We start from the raw sequence: 15,329 nt of genomic DNA on the forward strand, positions 1-15,329 counted from the left end.
CTTTCGGGCAGGCGCGAACCATCAGCCCAGCGGGCCGGTTTCCTTTGCGGTGGTAGTTCGCGGTGTCATAACCGGGTATGCCTTTCTTGCCCTTGCTGTCTCGATGAAGCTGTCCATTTTAACGCCAAGGGCAAATTCAGGCGACGCAGTCCGCAAAATAATGCATGGTGCCGTCTTCGTCCTTGAGCTCCACCAGGCCATGGATGTCGGTATCGAAGCCGGGGCACAGGCGCGAGAACTCGCGCGCGAACTTGAGGTAGTCCACGATCTTGCGGTTGAACACCTCGCCCGGAATGAGCAGAGGTATGCCCGGCGGATAAGGCGTGATCAGGCTGGTGGTGATGCGCCCTTCAAGGTCGTCGATGGCCACGCGCTCAGTCTTGCGCGCGGCGATGTGCGCAAAAGCGTCGCTCGGCTTCATCGCCGGGGTCAGCGGCGACAGGTACATCTCGGTGGTCAGGCGCGCCACGTTGTAGCGCGCATACAGCTCGTGCACGTGCTGGCACAAGTCCTTCAGGCCCATGTGCTCGTAGCGCCGCTGCTGTTGGCTGAACTCGGGCAGGATGCGCCACATCGGCTGGTTCTTCTCGTAGTCGTCCTTGAACTGCTGCAAGGCGGTGAGCATGGTGTTCCAGCGGCCCTTGGTGATGCCGATGGTGAACATGATGAAGAAGCTGTAGAGCCCGGTCTTTTCCACCACCACGCCGTGCTCGGCCAGGTATTTGGTGACGATGCTCGCCGGAATGCCCATCTTGTGGAACTTGCCGTCCAGGTCCAGGCCGGGCGTGACGATGGTGGACTTGATCGGGTCGAGCATGTTGAAGCCGTCGGCCAGGTTGCCAAAGCCGTGCCACTTGCTGCCGTTCTTCTTGCTCTTGCCGTCGCTGCGGATGATCCAGTCGTCGGCCCGGCCTATGCCTTCTTCGGCGATCTTCTCCGGCCCCCAGACCTTGAACCACCAGTCGTCGGCGCCGAATTCCTCTTCCACCTTGCGCATCGCGCGGCGGAAGTTCAGCGCTTCGAGGATGGACTCTTCCACCAGCGCGGTGCCGCCCGGCGGCTCCATCATGGCCGCGGCCACGTCGCAGCTCGCGATGATGCTGTACTGCGGCGAGGTGGAGGTGTGCATCAGGTAGGCCTCGTTGAACAGGTGCCAGTCCAGCTTGGTGCTCTGGCTGTCTTGCACCAGTACGTGGCTCGCCTGGCTGATGCCGGCGAGCAGCTTGTGTATCGACTGGGTCGAATACACCACCGACTGCTTGGGCCGTGCGCGCTTCTTGCCCATCGCGTGGTAGCTGCCATAGAAGGGGTGAAAAGCCGCATGCGGCAGCCAGGCCTCGTCAAAGTGCAGGTTGTCCACATAGCCGTCGAGCATCTGCTTGATGGTCTCGGTGTTGTAGAGCACGCCGTCGTAGGTGGACTGGGTGAGCGTGAGGATGCGCGGGCGCACCTTCTTCGGGTCGACGCCCTTGAGCAAGGGGTTGGCGCGGATCTTGGCCTCGATGGTGGCCGGCTCGAACTCGGACTTGGGGATGGGCCCGATGATGCCGAAGTGGTTGCGCGTGGGCTTGAGGAACACCGGTATCGCACCCGTCATGATGATGGAGTGCAGGATGGATTTGTGGCAGTTGCGGTCCACCACCACCACGTCGCCGGGCGCGACCGTATGGTGCCAGACGATCTTGTTGCTCGTCGAGGTGCCATTGGTCACGAAGAAGCAGTGGTCGGCGTTGAAGATGCGCGCGGCATTGCGTTCGCTCTCGCCGATCGCGCCGTTGTGGTCCAGCAGCTGGCCCAGCTCTTCCACCGCGTTGCACACGTCGGCGCGCAGCATGTTCTCGCCGTAGAACTGGTGGTACATCTGGCCTATCGGGCTCTTGAGAAAAGCCACGCCGCCCGAATGGCCCGGGCAGTGCCAGGAATACGAGCCGTCCTCGGCATAGTCGAGCAGCGCCTTGAAGAACGGCGGCTGAATGCCTTCCAGGTAGCCCTTGGCCTCGCGGATGATGTGCTTGGCCACGAATTCCGGCGTGTCCTCGAACATGTGGATGAAGCCATGCAGCTCGCGCAGGATGTCGTTGGGCAGGTGCCGGCTGGTGCGGGTTTCGCCGTAGATGTAGATCGGCACGTCGGCGTTCTTGCGCCGCACCTCCTCGATGAAGGCGCGCAGGCTGTGGATGATCGGGTCCTGCCCCGAGCCCAGCGTGATTTCCTCGTCGTCGATCGACAGGATGAAGGCGCTGGCGCGGCTTTGCTGCTGGGCAAACTGCGTCAGGTCGCCGTAGCTCGTGACGCCAAGCACCTCGAAGCCTTCCGCTTCGATGGCCTGCGCCAACGCGCGTATGCCCAGGCCCGAGGTGTTGTCGGAACGGTAGTCCTCGTCGATGATGACAATCGGAAAGCGAAATTTCATGGGCCGGCTCCGGCGTGCGCGCAATGACAAAATGGCGCGAAGTGTAGGTAAAAAGCCAGCTTGCCAAGACCGCTGGCGGGCGGTTCAAGGACAATGCGTATGCACCCCGCCACACCCATACCCTAACGCGAAACAGGAGGCTTTGCCATGGAACTCAGTGCTGCAAGCTTGTGGTGGCTGGCCACGGGGGTCGTGGTGATCGTCGAGCTGCTCAGTGGCACGTTGTATTTGCTGATGCTTGCGCTGGGCCTGGCAGCGGGCGCCGTGGCTGCGCATCTGGGCCTGGGCGGCGTGGCTCAGATCGTCGCCGGCGCCGTGGTGGGCTCGGGCGCGGTGTTTGCCGCATACTGGCTCAAGCGCCATCGACCCGGCGACCCGCCGGCCCGGGCCGACCGCGCGGTCAACCTCGACGTGGGCGAGCGCGTGCGCATCGACGCCTGGGCCGAGGACGGAACCGCTGTGGTGAAATACCGCGGCGCCAACTGGACGGCGGTGCACCGGCCCGGCGTGCAGGCGCTGCCCGGCATGTACCGCGTCGTCGAGCTGGTGGGCAACCGCCTGATGGTGGAGCCTGTTTGAATGCAGCAGGCCTTGGGGCCTGCAGGATTTGCAACCTGGGTGGGAGTCGTCATGGAAGTTGCCATTGCCATATTCATCATCGCGGTGATCTTCATCGTGCGGGCGGTCAAGATCGTGCCCCAGCAGAACGCCTGGGTGGTCGAGCGCCTGGGCAAATACGCGGGTACCCTGGCCCCGGGGCCGAAATTCATCATCCCCTTCATCGACCGCGTGGCCTACAAGCACAGCCTGAAGGAGATTCCGCTGGATGTGCCCAGCCAGGTCTGCATCACGCGCGACAACACGCAGCTGCAGGTGGACGGCATCCTGTACTTCCAGGTGACCGACCCGATGCGCGCCAGCTACGGATCGAGCAACTACGTCGTTGCCGTCACGCAGCTGGCCCAGACCACGCTGCGCAGCGTCATCGGCAAGCTGGAGCTGGACAAGACCTTCGAGGAGCGCAACATGATCAACGCCCAGGTGGTGGACGCCATCGATCAGGCGGCGCTCAACTGGGGCGTGAAGGTCTTGCGCTACGAAATCAAGGACCTCACGCCGCCGGCTGAAATCCTGCGCGCGATGCAGGCGCAGATCACCGCAGAGCGGGAAAAGCGCGCGGTCATCGCTACCTCCGAGGGCAAGCGCCAGGAGGAAATCAACCTGGCCGAAGGGCAGAAGCAGGCCGCCATCGCCAGGTCCGAAGGGGAAAAACAGGCGCAGATCAACAACGCCGAAGGCGAGGCGGCCGCCATCACGGCCGTTGCCGCGGCCACTGCCGACGCCATTGAGCGCGTGGCCGCCGCCATCCGCCAGCCGGCGGGCGATCAGGCGGTGCAGCTCAAGGTGGCAGAAAAGGCGGTCGATGCCTACAGCCGGGTGGCCTCGGACGCCACCACCACGCTGGTCGTGCCGAGCAACATGACGGAGGTGTCGGCCTTGATCACCTCAGCCATGAAGATGGTGCAGACGGGGCAGCGCCCGGCCTGAGTCAGCGGCGCGCAGACACTCGCCGCGCTGCGGGACGCACGCATGTTCTTCACCATCCCCACGCTGCTGACCTGGGCGCGCATCGTCGCCATTCCGCTGATCGTCGGCGTGTATTACCTGCCGCTGGAGATGGTGCTGCGCAACCAGGTGGCGACGGCGCTGTTCGTGGTGTTTGCCGCCACCGACTGGTTCGACGGCTATCTCGCGCGCAAGCTCAACCAGACCTCGGCCTTTGGCGCGTTTCTGGATCCGGTGGCGGACAAGTTCCTGGTCAGCGCCTCCCTGCTGGTGCTGGTGCACCTGGCTCGGGTGGACGTGTTCGTCGCGCTCATCATCATCGGGCGCGAGATCGCCATCAGCGCGCTGCGTGAGTGGATGGCGCATCTGGGGGCGAGCAAGAGCGTAGCGGTGCACATGCTGGGCAAGGTCAAGACGGCGGTGCAGATGATCGCGATCCCGTTTCTGCTCTTTGATGCACCGGTAGCCGGTGTGCTGGACACGGGCGTCTGGGGCAAATGGCTGATCTGGCTGGCGGCCGTGCTCACCATCTGGTCCATGGTCTATTACCTGCAGCGCGCCTTGCCCGAGATCCGGGCGCGCACCCGCTGAAGCCCAGGCGGCAGGCGCGGCGGGAAGGCGAGGGCAAATGCGACTAGAATTTGCCCGGTCACCAAGCGGGTTCAGACGGATTGACACCCGAAAAGGCGACGGTTTTAATGTACGCGGCTGCCATGGCCGACATGCGTTTTCCCCTGTGGGCGCCGGCGCCTGGTCTGGAGCCGGCGGGCAGGCGCGAACCCGAATCACGACCCACCACTACCCTTTTTCAAGAGAGGCATCTTGTGAACAAGACCGAATTGATCGAGCACATTGCAAACCATGCTGATATCTCCAAGGCCGCCGCAACGCGTGCACTGGAGTCCACCATCGATGCGGTCAAGAAGACCCTGAAGAAGGGCGGCACGGTGTCGCTCGTCGGTTTCGGTACGTTTGCGGTTGGCAAGCGCGCGGCGCGCACGGGACGCAACCCGCGCACCGGCGCCAGCATCAAGATCAAGGCGGCCAAGGTGCCCAAGTTCCGTCCGGGCAAGGCCTTGAAAGACGCCTTGAACTGACCGGCGGTTGATGAATCAGGGTGCTTAGCTCAGTTGGTAGAGCGGCGCCTTTACACGGCGTAGGTCGGCGGTTCGAGACCGTCAGCACCCACCATTCACAACGCGAAGGCGAACGTCGAGTTCGCCTTTTGTTTTGTCGCTCGAGAGTACCCAGTCCATGTTCGAAGCCATACGCAAGCATTCCAAGATCGTCATGGGGATCTTGTTTTTGCTCATCATCCCTTCCTTTGTGCTGTTTGGCATCGACGGCAACTACTTCGGCGAGAAAAGTCCTGCAGTGGCGAGCGTCGACGGCAAGCCCATCACCCAGGCCGAATGGGACAACGCCCACCGCAACGAGAGCGACCGGCTGCGCGCGCAGCAGCCCGGGCTGGACGGCAAACTGCTCGACTCGCCGCAGGCGCGCTACGCCACGCTCGAGCGCATGGTGCGCGACCGGGTGCTCGCCGCAGCCGCGCAGCACATGCATCTGGCCGTCAGCGACGCCCAGCTGGCGCGCGAACTGCAGGCCATCCCGGCGATCGCCCAACTGCGCAAGCCCGATGGCAAGCTGGACGTCGACGCCTACCGGGCGCTGGTCGGCGCCCAGGGGCTGACGCCCGAAGGCTTCGAGATGCAGATGCGCAGCGACTTGTCCGTCGCTCAGGTGCTGGGCGGGGTGGTCTCCACCAGCTTCGTCAGTCCGGCCGAAAGCGAGCTGGGCATGCAGGCGCTGCTGCAGCGGCGCGAAGTGCAGATTGCGCGCTTTGATGCGCAAAAGTACGCCTCCGAAGTCAAGGTGGACGATGCCGCGCTGCAAGCCTATTACCAAGCCCATACCGCGCAGTTTCGCCAGGCCGAGGAAGCCAGCATCGAGTACGTCGTGCTGGACATGGACGCGATCAAGGCCGGCATCACGGTCAACGAGGACGACCTGCGCACCTACTACAAGGAAAACCAGGACCGGTTGGCGGGCAAGGAAGAGCGCCGCGCCAGCCATATCCTGATCAACGCGCCCAAGGATGCGCCCGCTGCCGAGCGCGAGGCGGCGCGCAAGAAGGCCGAGAGCCTGCTGGCCGAGGTTCGCAAGGACCCGGCGCGCTTTGCCGCGATCGCCAAGGAAAGCTCCCAGGACCCGGGCTCTGCAGCCCAGGGGGGCGACCTGGGATATTTTGCACGCGGCGCCATGGTCAAGCCGTTTGAAGATGCGGTGTTCTCCATGCACAAGGGCGACATCAGCGACCTCGTCGAGACCGATTTCGGCTACCACATCATCGAGCTGACGGACGTCAAGCCGCCCAAGATACCCAGCTTTGAAGAGGCGCGCCCGGCGCTCGAGGCAGAGCTGCGCCAGCAACAGGCGCAGCGCAAGTTCGCCGAAGTGGCCGAAGCCTTTTCCAACATCGTCTATGAGCAGCCCGACAGCCTGCAACCGGTAGCCGACAAGCTGCATCTGAAGGTGCAAACCGCCTCCGGCCTTGCGCGCACGCCCGCCCCCGGTGCCCAGGGCGTGCTGGCCAACGCGCGCTTCCTCGACGCCTTGTTTGCGCCCGAGTCGCTGCAGAGCAAGCGCAACACCGAGGCGGTGGACGTAGGCAGCAACGAATTGGCAGCGGGCCGCATCATCTCCTACCAGCCGGCGCAGACCCTCCCGTACGAGCAGGCCAAGGACCGCGTTCGCGCCGCCTATGTCGCTGCCAAGTCGGCAGAGCTGGCCACCGCCGAGGGCGAGGCCAAGCTGGCCGCCTGGCGCGAGCAGCCCGCGAGCGCCAGCGGGCTGGCTGCGGCAATCACCATTGCCCGCGACCAGCCGGCCGGCCAGCCCGCCGCGCTGGTGGACGCAGTACTGCGCGCATCCGCCGACACGCTGCCCGTCTGGGTCGGCGTAGGGCTGGGCGAGCAGGGCTATGCCGTGGTCAAGATCGAACGCATCGTGCCCCGCGAAGAGGCCGATGCCCAGCAGCAAGCCCTGGCCCAGCAATACCTGCAAGCCTGGACCCAGGCCGAAGCGTTGGCGTACTACGAGCTGCTCAAGCAGCGCTACAAGGTGCAGATCAAGGTCCCGCGCCCCGCGGCCGAGGCCGCGGAGGAAGACTGAGCGCGCGGGGGACCACGGGAATTACCGCCTATAATCACGCGCTTTGGTGGCTGTAGCTCAGTTGGTAGAGTCCAGGATTGTGATTCCTGTTGTCGTGGGTTCGAGCCCCATCAGCCACCCCAGATAAACAAAAGAAACCCCGCTATGTAAAAAGTAGCGGGGTTTTTCTTTGCGTGTCGTTTTTAGGCAATCTGTAGCTTGGCTGCCGCCCTTCGGGGCCTGCCGCAACACCTGCCGGCCTCATTCGGCATCGGGATACCAGTTTCCCGGCTTCATGGGACGAGCCTATTGCAAGCTGACAACCAGCTCGGGCGAAGCTTTGCGCTGTCGCGCGGGACGCTGCGAAGGATCGCGCCGGAGATTCACGGTTTTCGTCAGCTCATCGCCGGCGCGGGGCGAACGTGCATCGGGTTTGTCTTGAACCGCTGCGCGGCCTGCCACACGTCGTAGGCGCTTTGCTGTGCCAGCCACGCGCGGGCATCGCCGCCACGGGCAGCGCCGAGCCAAGCCTCAAGGCGCAAGGCCATGTCCGGCGAGATTGCTGCGCGGCCGTTGAGTACCCGGGACAAGGCCACGCGGGAAACGTCAAGCTGCCGGGCAGCCTCGGTCACGGTCAAGCCCAGCGCGGGCAGCACGTCATCGCGCAGCGTCAGGCCGGGGTGCGGCGGGTTGAACATCGCATTCATGGCGGCGCTCCTTCAGTGGTAGTCCATGTAGTCAACCAGCACCGCATGCACACCCTCAAAGGCAAACACCATGCGCCAATTGCCGTTGACCGAAACGGCCCAATGCCCTTCAAGACCACCGCGCAGTGGGTGCAAGCCCCAGCCGGGAAGATTCATGTCCTGGGGCGCCTGGGCGCTATCGAGCCGTGCCAGTTGCCGTGCAAGCTTTGCGGCGTGGGCGGCTTGAATGCCTGCCTTGCTGCCGCGCTCGAAAAAGGCTTGCAGGCCCTTGTGCCGAAACGACTGGATCACGCCGTTACTGTATCGCGTAGCGATTCAGGATGCAACCGCGGCGCGCAGCTTGCGCTGCTCCTTGCTGGCGTCGAACTGCGCCCGGGCCTGTTCCGGAATCCATGCCTCGAACTTTTCATGCTGCAGGCGCAGCAGCCCGCGCGGGCGTACGCGGCGGTGTTTTCGGCGGTGGCGTTGTGCTTGTGGCTGCCGGGCCGAGCCTGCAACATCCATTGGCCGTCTACGACGCCTTGCTGACGATGAGGGGCCGACTTTGCGCTGCCGGGATGCAGCCTCCTGGCAGGCTGCCCTTGTCACGTGCGGCCGATGTGCTGCAGGTTGAGCAAGGCCGCCTCGATCGCTGCGGCTGTGGTGCGCGGTTGCTCCATTGGAAAGAGGTGGCTGCCGTCCAGCATCATGATGCGCCCGCGGGTGATTTTCTGCGTCAGGCCCAGGCCGACCTGGCGCATCTCGTGTGAGCCGCGGGCGCCGATGAAGGCGGCCGGGCACTGCAGCGGGTGGCGGCGCAGGAGCTGTTCCAGATTGTGCGGGACGGTGTTGTAGATCTGCGTCTCCACGTCGCGGTCAAAGCTCAGTGCGCAGCCTGTGTCGGTGTCGGTGAGGCCGGCGGCTACGTAGTCGTGCAGTACCGCGCTGTCCCATTGGGCAAAGGCCTTCTTGCGCTGGAAGTGGGCGAGCGCTTCCTCGCGGCTCGGCCAGCTCTTGCGCCGTGCGCGGCTGATCCGCCCGGGGGTGAGGGCGCCTATGGCCTGAACCTGTTTGGCAACGCCGACGGCGCCCGCTTTCCAGCCGCCGACCAGGGGTGAATCTAGCAGCAGCACGCCGCGCGCCAGGTCCGGATGGCGCGCTGCCGCCATCAGGCTGAGGTAGCCGCCAAGCGAGTGCCCGACGAGGTAGGCGCGCTCGCCGCTTTGCTGCTGCAGCGCCGCTGCGTGGTCGGCCAGCTGCTGCACCAGATGGGGCCAGTTGCTCGTGACCGGGTAGCGCGGGTCGTGGCCGTAGCGCTCGACCGCACTGAGCCGAAAGCCGCGTTCGCGCAGATGGCCAAACAGGATGCGGTAGGTGCCCGCCGGAAAGCTGTTGGCGTGCGAGAAGACGATCTGGGTCATGGCGAGCAGGGGGCGGCGCCCGGGTCTGGCGACGGCGCCGCTCAGCGCGCCTTGCGCTTGGGCGTGGCCGCACGCGCGGGACGCGCTGCGCCCTTGTGGGAAGGGCTGGCCTGGCGGCGGCTGGCCGCGGCCGGGCGCGCGGCGGCGCGTTTGCCGGGCTTGGCATGGGAGGGCGCCGCAGCGCGCACCGGCAGGTAGAGCACGACGGTTTCGCCGGGCTTGAAATGGCTGGTGGTCTTGAGGTCGTTCCAGTTGGCCACGTCGCCGGGGTTGACGTGGAAGCGCCGGGCGATGCTGGCCACGGTGTCCTTCTTGCCGGCGCGCACGGTGCTGCGCCGGATGGTGCTCTCGGGCGCGAGCGCGATCTGCCCGTTGTCGGCGATGCTGCCCGCGACGTCGGCCAGAGTTTCGGCAGAGCGCGGCACCATGAGCGCCGAGCCCGCCTTGATCATCATGCGCGGCGGGATGCCGTTGATGGTGCGCAGGTCCGCCTCGCTCATGCCGGTGCGCCGTGCGGCGGAGGCCACGCTCATCGTGGCCGGCGCGGTCCATACCGTCCAGCTGGCGAGCTGCCCTTCGTTGGACTGCTGAAAATTGCGCCGGAAGGCCTGCGCGCTGTCCCAGGGCAGCAGAACCTGCGGCACGCCGGCGGCCAGGATGACCGGGCGGTGCAGCGAAGGATTGAGCGCGCGAAAATCCGCTTCGCTGATGCCGGCCAGGCGCGCGACCAGCGCCACGTCGATGTCGCGCGTAATCTCGACGACGTCGAAATACGGGTGATTGCCTATGGCCGGCAGCTCGATGCCGTAGTGCTGAGGCTGTGCGACGATGTTCTTCACAGCCTGCAGCTTGGGCACGTACAGACGCGTTTCCGCCGGCAGACCGAGTTCGCCGTAGCTCGTGCCCAGGCCCGCCTTTTCATTGCGCGCGATGGCGCGGGCCACATTGCCCTCACCCCAGTTGTAGGCGGCCAGCGCCAGGTGCCAGTCGCCAAACATGCCGTAGAGCTTTTGCAGATAGTCCAGCGCCGCGCGGGTGGAGGCGAGCACGTCGCGCCGGTCGTCGCGAAAGGCGTTCTGCTTGAGGTCGAAATAGCTGCCTGTGGCCGGCATGAACTGCCACATGCCGGCGGCCTTGGCGCTGGAGACGGCCTGCGGGTTGAATGCGCTCTCGATGTAGGGCAACAGCGCAAGTTCCGCCGGCATGCTGCGCCGCTCCAGCTCTTCAACGATGTGAAACAGGTATTTGCTCGAGCGCTCGGCCATGCGCTGGATGTAGTCGGGGCGGGTGGCGTACCACTGCTCGCGCTCGAGCACCAGATCGCCCGTGAGGTCGGGCATGGAAAAGCCCCGGCGGATGCGCTCCCACAGGTCGGCCGGCGCGTCCACGCGCGCCACGCCCAGGTAGGCTGCCTGCGCGGAGGTGATGGACTGCAGCGGCGCGCTCGGGTACAGCGGTGTGCGCTCGGCGGTGCTGCTCGGGGTGTCGGCTTCGGTATCGCCGGGAACGCTTGCACACCCGGCCAGGGCAAGCAGGCAGATGGCGGCCAGCAGGCGCAAGAAGTTCATCGGAAATCGTTCTTCCATTGGCGCAGGCTTGCCAGCACGGCAACCGGGTCCTGCGGATCGGTGCCGGGCGCGTGCGCCTGGGCGGCCTGGCGCACCGCGGCTTCGGCGGTGCGCACAAAGGGGTTGATCGCGCGCTCGATGGCGATGGTCGAGGGCAGCGTGGGCAGCCCCGCCTCGCGCAGTTGCCGGCAGTGGGCCAGGTAGTCGGCCAGCGCGCGGTTGTCCGGCTCGACCGCCTGGGCAAACGCGAGGTTGGCCAGGGTGTACTCATGGGCGCAGCACACCCGGGTGTCGCCAGGCAGCGCGGCCAGGCGGCTGAGCGAGGCGTGCATCTGCGCCGGCGTGCCTTCAAACAGCCGCCCGCACCCGCCGGAAAACAGGGTGTCGCCGCAAAACAGCACCGGCGCGCCGTCCAGGCTGGCGCAGTAGTAGGCGATGTGTCCGGCGGTATGGCCGGGCACGTCCAGCACCGCTAAGCTCAGGCCCAGCGCCTGCAGCCGCTCGCCGTCGCGCAGCGCGGTGAAGGGCTCGGGGATGGCTTCGCGCGTCGGGCCGAAGACCTGGGCGCCCCAGTGAGCGCGCAGCTCGGCGACGCCGCCGGTGTGGTCGCCGTGGTGGTGGGTGACTAGAATCGTGCGCAATGACAATCGCATGCTGCGCAGCGCCTGCTCCACCGGCGCTGCATCGCCCGGATCGACCACCAGGGCGTCACGCCCATCGTGCACCATCCAGATGTAGTTGTCGGAGAAAGCGGGCAGTGGCAGCAGTTTCATGAGCGGCAAAATTATAGGTTTCAGCGATTGGCTTGGTTCCCCCGCAGGGCGCTATCTGCTGCAGTGGCAGCAGGAGCGCCACGACGAGCTGGTGGCCGACCTCTTCGGCTACCATGCGCTGCAGCTGGGCATGCCGCAACTGCAAGGCCTGCGCGCCAACCGCATGCAGCACCGCTGGCTGGCGCTGGCCGCGGGCGATGCCGGGCAGCAAGACGGAGCGATCGCGCCTTCCCTGCGGGCCGACGCGGTGCAACTGCCGTTCGAGCAGGCCAGCCTCGACCTGGTGCTGATGCCGCACACCCTGGAACTCAGTGTGAGCCCGCATGCGGCGCTGCGTGAAGCAGCGCGGGTGCTGGTGCCCGAAGGGCGCCTGATCGTCAGCGGCCTCAATCCCTGGAGTCTGTGGGGCGCGCGGCAAAGGCGCATGCAATGGTATAGGCGTCTGGGCGCGCGCGGGCCGCTGTTCGTGCCCGAGCTGGAAGAGTTCTTTTCGCCCTGGCGCCTGGGCGACTGGATGCGCCTGCTCGATCTGGAGGTGGAATCGGTCAGCCTGGGCTGCTTTCGGCCCAGCTTTCAAAGCGCCCGCTGGCTGCAGCGCATGGCCTGGATGGACCGCCTGGGCCCGCACGGCTGGTCTCTGCTCGGCGCCGCCTACGTGATGGTTGCGGTCAAGCGTGTGCTCGGTGTGCGGCTGCTGGAGCCCGCCTGGCGCGCGGCCCCGGCGGCCGCCAAAGCGGTGCCGCTGGCGCGCTTTGAGGCTGCCGGGCGCAGCGGCGAGGGCATGGGTGGCCCGCGATGAGCGAGCGCGTGCAGATCTATACCGATGGTGCTTGCAAGGGCAACCCCGGCCCCGGCGGCTGGGGCGCGCTGCTGCGCTATGGCGGCACCGAAAAAGAACTGTGCGGCGGCGAGCGGCTGACGACTAACAACCGCATGGAGCTGATGGCGGTGATCGAGGCGCTCTCCGCGCTGCGCCGCCCTTGCAGCGCCGACATCCATGTGGACAGTCAGTACGTGCGCCAGGGCATCACCCAGTGGATACATGGCTGGAAGAAGAAGGGCTGGCGCACCGCCGCGGGCCAGCCGGTGAAGAACGTCGAACTCTGGCAGCGCCTGGACGCGCTGGCCCATGGCGCGGGCCATGAGCTGAGCTGGCACTGGGTCAAGGGGCATGCGGGCGACCCGGGCAACGAGCGCGCCGACGCCCTGGCCAACCGCGGCGTGCAGCAGGCGCTGCAGGCATGAGCGCCGGCAAAGCGTGGACTATCAAAAAAGATAGCTTGTAGCGCACGCCTAGCAAGCGTTTGAGCCGTTTTTTGCTCTTGTTCACTTTCCGGCTCAGAAATCCTTGACCAGCGACACCCGCAGGCTGCGCCCCGGCTGGGTGTAGGCATCGAGCACCGCCGAGCTCGCCGACTGGCCGTACACGTCCGACCAGAGCCAGTACTTGCGGTTGGTCAAGTTGTGGATCGCCAGGTTGAGCCGCGTGTCCTTGGCCAGGCGCCATTGCCCGCCCACGTCCAGCGTGGTGAAGGAGGGCGTCGCGAACTGCAGATCAGGCTTGGAGTTGAAGATGGCGCTGTTGTCGATGTCGCCCGGCTTCTTGGCCTGGCGGTATCTGAGATTGGCCCACAGCGACCAGGGTGCGGTGTCGTAGCGCACGCCCAGCGTGGCCTGGGCCGGGTCCACTGAATTGAGCGGCCGGCCGGTTTCACGGTTCTTGCCGCGCGCCATGCCCCAGGAGAAGCTGCTCGACAGGCGCCCCTGGCCCAGTACGCCCCAGTCGTAGCTGCCCTTGAGCTCGAAGCCGTGGATGCGCGCGCGCCCTACGTTCACCGACTGGAAGTAGCGGGTGTTGCCCACTTCCTTGATGAATTCCGCGTCCACGATGAGGTTGGAGTAGTCGTTGACGAAGGCGGTCGCATCCAGCTTCAGGCGCTCGTATCGGGCGCGCGCGCCGATCTCCAGGCCGCGGCTGCGCTCGGGCTGCAGATTGGGGTTGGGCTGGATCACCACGCGCGAGCCCGGCACCACGACCTCGAAGTGGTCGTTGAGCTGGCCGGGTTCGGGCGCGCGCAGGCCTTGCGAGTATTGGCCGAACAGGCTCCATTCGGAGCTGGCGCGCCAGAGCACGCCCAGCTTGGGCAGCACGGCCGCCTTGGACAGCGACTTGCCCGGCTGCGCCGCCGGCGGATAAAAGCCGCTCTGGCTGGTCACGTCGATGGCAAAGTGGTCTATGCGCAGGCCGGGTGTGAAGGTCCAGTCGCCCCAGACGGTTTCATCCTGCAGGTACAGCGCGCTGGTGCTCTCGCGGGTGTCGGGAAAGCGCTTGAGCGGGAACACGTCGGGCGGCAGCGGCGCCAGGCCGTCGTAGAGGTTGCTGATGTCGTTGCGGGTGTATTCGGCGCCATAGGCCAGGCGGTGGCTCCAGTCGCCCGCGCGCAGCACCTTCTCGGCCTGCAGGCCCAGCTGCCACAGGCGTTCCTGGTAGCGGTTGTCGCGCACGCGGTGCACGCCGCTGTGGAGGTCGCTCGTGCCCACGCGGCGCGACTTGCCCTGCTGCGCCGCGACGATGGTGCGCAGCTGGTCGGCCCAGCCGCTGGCGATGTCGTAGCGCGCGTCCCAGGTCAGGCGATCGCGCGTGGCGTCGTAGCGCGAGCTCTCGCTGAGCACGTCGCCCGGTTTGCTGGGCACGGGCGTGCGGCTGGACAGCAAAGCCACGTCCGAGTCGCGGCCCACGTGCTCGAAGCCGAGCACATGGCGCTGGCCGCCGCCGGGGCTGATCACCACCTTGGCCAGCAGCGCCTGGTCGCCGTCGTTCTGCGGGTTGGCGCTGGTGCGCCGGCTGTCGGGCGCGTCGTTGTCGCCCATGGTCTTTTGTGCGTGGGCGCGGCGTACCTGGGCGCTCAGCATCCACTGCACGCTCTCGCTCGCCTTGCCGGCCAGCGTGCCGGCCAGCAGCTTGCCGTCGTCCTCGCTGCCGTACTGCGCGGCAACGCGCCCGCCTAGGGTCCGGTCCTCGCCCAGGAAGTCCTGCGGGTCGAGTGTCACGAAGTTGACCACGCCGGCCAGGCCGTCCGAACCATAGAGCGCCGAGGCCGGACCGCGCAGCAGTTCGATGCGCTTGAACAGCTCCAGCGAGAGGTATTCGCGATCGAAGATGGCCGAGCGCGAGACGTAGCTGCGCGGCATGCGTATGCCGTCTACCGTCATCAAGACGCGGTTGCCGCCGATGCCGCGGATGTTGATGCCGGTATTGCCGTCGCGCGCAAAGGCCGATGAAGAGGCGCCTACGGCCAGGCGCGCCGGCGCGGTGCGCACCGAGGTGTTGGGCAAGTCTTGCAGGGCGTCGCGCAGGCTCTGGCTTTGCTGCTCTTCGAGCTGCTCGGCGGTGATCACGTCGATGGACTGTGGCAAATCATCCACAGCCTGCTCCTGCATCGAGCCGCTGACGACCATGGAGGGGAGCGGGGCGCTGGCAGTGCTCTGGGCCAGTGCGGGGCTGGCGAGCGTGCAGGCAAGCACGCTGGTGAGCGCCAGAAGGTGCAGACGCAGTGGCGGCCGGGAGGGGCGGGGCTGGGGTTTCATGGTGCGGCGAGGGAGTGAGAATCGGGGGAAAGGATTCAGGGGTAAACCCTAACATCAACCGCGGGTTGTCCAAAGGTATCACCCTTGCAGCTATAGGCAGAATTTTTTGGTATACCTTTTGAAGTAGTTTGGCAAACCATACGGATAATGGCCGCAAGGTC

The 15,329-nt window shown here is 66.1% G+C and carries 14 protein-coding genes and 2 tRNA genes; 9 read left to right on the forward strand and 7 right to left on the reverse strand.

The features are described 5' to 3' along the window. Positions 1-136: 136 nt before the first annotated feature. Entirely contained in the window at positions 137-2,413 is a 2,277-nt protein-coding gene (locus tag KUD94_RS01045) for an arginine/lysine/ornithine decarboxylase (protein WP_218238074.1), read from the reverse strand. A 147-nt stretch (positions 2,414-2,560) separates the two neighbouring features. Between KUD94_RS01045 and KUD94_RS01050 the strand changes: the two genes are divergently transcribed. From KUD94_RS01050 to KUD94_RS01080, 7 genes are all read left to right on the forward strand, one after another. Beyond that, positions 2,561-2,992, forward strand: coding sequence for an NfeD family protein (locus KUD94_RS01050; RefSeq protein ID WP_218238075.1), 432 nt, complete (start codon positions 2,561-2,563; stop codon positions 2,990-2,992). 51 nt (positions 2,993-3,043) lie between these two features. After that, the gene (locus tag KUD94_RS01055; protein WP_218238076.1) at positions 3,044-3,961 is read left to right on the forward strand and encodes an SPFH domain-containing protein; all 918 of its coding nucleotides are present in this window, start codon (positions 3,044-3,046) and stop codon (positions 3,959-3,961) included. A gap of 42 nt (positions 3,962-4,003) precedes the next feature. Continuing rightward, a complete protein-coding gene (gene pgsA / locus KUD94_RS01060; protein ID WP_218238077.1) occupies positions 4,004-4,570 on the forward strand; it encodes a CDP-diacylglycerol--glycerol-3-phosphate 3-phosphatidyltransferase in 567 nt (188 codons plus the stop codon). A 233-nt stretch (positions 4,571-4,803) separates the two neighbouring features. Beyond that, on the forward strand, positions 4,804-5,076 hold the full coding sequence (locus KUD94_RS01065) for an HU family DNA-binding protein (RefSeq protein ID WP_146911693.1): 273 nt from the start codon (positions 4,804-4,806) through the stop codon (positions 5,074-5,076). Positions 5,077-5,094: 18 nt separating this feature from the next. Then, positions 5,095-5,170: transfer RNA gene (locus tag KUD94_RS01070), tRNA-Val, on the forward strand. 63 nt (positions 5,171-5,233) lie between these two features. Then, a complete protein-coding gene (locus KUD94_RS01075; protein ID WP_218238078.1) occupies positions 5,234-7,153 on the forward strand; it encodes a SurA N-terminal domain-containing protein in 1,920 nt (639 codons plus the stop codon). A gap of 46 nt (positions 7,154-7,199) precedes the next feature. After that, a tRNA-His gene (locus tag KUD94_RS01080) sits at positions 7,200-7,275 on the forward strand. A 252-nt stretch (positions 7,276-7,527) separates the two neighbouring features. Here KUD94_RS01080 and KUD94_RS01085 read toward each other — a convergent pair. From KUD94_RS01085 to gloB, 5 genes are all read right to left on the reverse strand, one after another. Beyond that, entirely contained in the window at positions 7,528-7,839 is a 312-nt protein-coding gene (locus KUD94_RS01085) for a HigA family addiction module antitoxin (protein WP_218238079.1), read from the reverse strand. Positions 7,840-7,851: 12 nt separating this feature from the next. Further along, positions 7,852-8,130 carry a type II toxin-antitoxin system RelE/ParE family toxin gene (locus KUD94_RS01090; protein WP_218238080.1) on the reverse strand — a complete coding sequence of 93 codons (279 nt, stop codon included), beginning with the start codon at positions 8,128-8,130 and terminating at the stop codon, positions 7,852-7,854. 293 nt (positions 8,131-8,423) lie between these two features. Then, positions 8,424-9,239, reverse strand: coding sequence for an alpha/beta fold hydrolase (locus KUD94_RS01095; protein WP_218238081.1), 816 nt, complete (start codon positions 9,237-9,239; stop codon positions 8,424-8,426). 41 nt (positions 9,240-9,280) lie between these two features. Next, positions 9,281-10,807, reverse strand: a complete 1,527-nt coding sequence (locus KUD94_RS01100) for a transglycosylase SLT domain-containing protein (protein WP_218239149.1) — start codon at positions 10,805-10,807, stop codon at positions 9,281-9,283. After that, positions 10,804-11,580 (reverse strand): hydroxyacylglutathione hydrolase, encoded by a 777-nt coding sequence (gloB, locus tag KUD94_RS01105; protein ID WP_218238082.1) that lies wholly within the window; start codon positions 11,578-11,580, stop codon positions 10,804-10,806. Before gloB ends, KUD94_RS01100 begins: the two co-directional genes overlap by 4 nt. Between gloB and KUD94_RS01110 the strand changes: the two genes are divergently transcribed. Together KUD94_RS01110 and rnhA are read left to right on the forward strand one after the other, a co-directional pair. Next, complete coding sequence (locus KUD94_RS01110) at positions 11,579-12,379, forward strand: class I SAM-dependent methyltransferase (RefSeq protein WP_218238083.1); 801 nt, start codon at positions 11,579-11,581, stop codon at positions 12,377-12,379. The genes gloB and KUD94_RS01110 overlap by 2 nt on opposite strands. Further along, complete coding sequence (gene rnhA / locus KUD94_RS01115) at positions 12,376-12,825, forward strand: ribonuclease HI (protein ID WP_218238084.1); 450 nt, start codon at positions 12,376-12,378, stop codon at positions 12,823-12,825. Before KUD94_RS01110 ends, rnhA begins: the two co-directional genes overlap by 4 nt. Positions 12,826-12,918: 93 nt before the next feature. Here rnhA and KUD94_RS01120 read toward each other — a convergent pair whose 3' ends face one another. Then, the gene (locus KUD94_RS01120) at positions 12,919-15,168 is read right to left on the reverse strand and encodes a TonB-dependent hemoglobin/transferrin/lactoferrin family receptor (RefSeq protein ID WP_218238085.1); all 2,250 of its coding nucleotides are present in this window, start codon (positions 15,166-15,168) and stop codon (positions 12,919-12,921) included. Positions 15,169-15,329: the final 161 nt, after the last annotated feature.

The organism is Comamonas sp. NLF-1-9, from assembly GCF_019195435.1.
Classification (GTDB): Bacteria; Pseudomonadota; Gammaproteobacteria; order Burkholderiales; family Burkholderiaceae_C; genus Comamonas_C.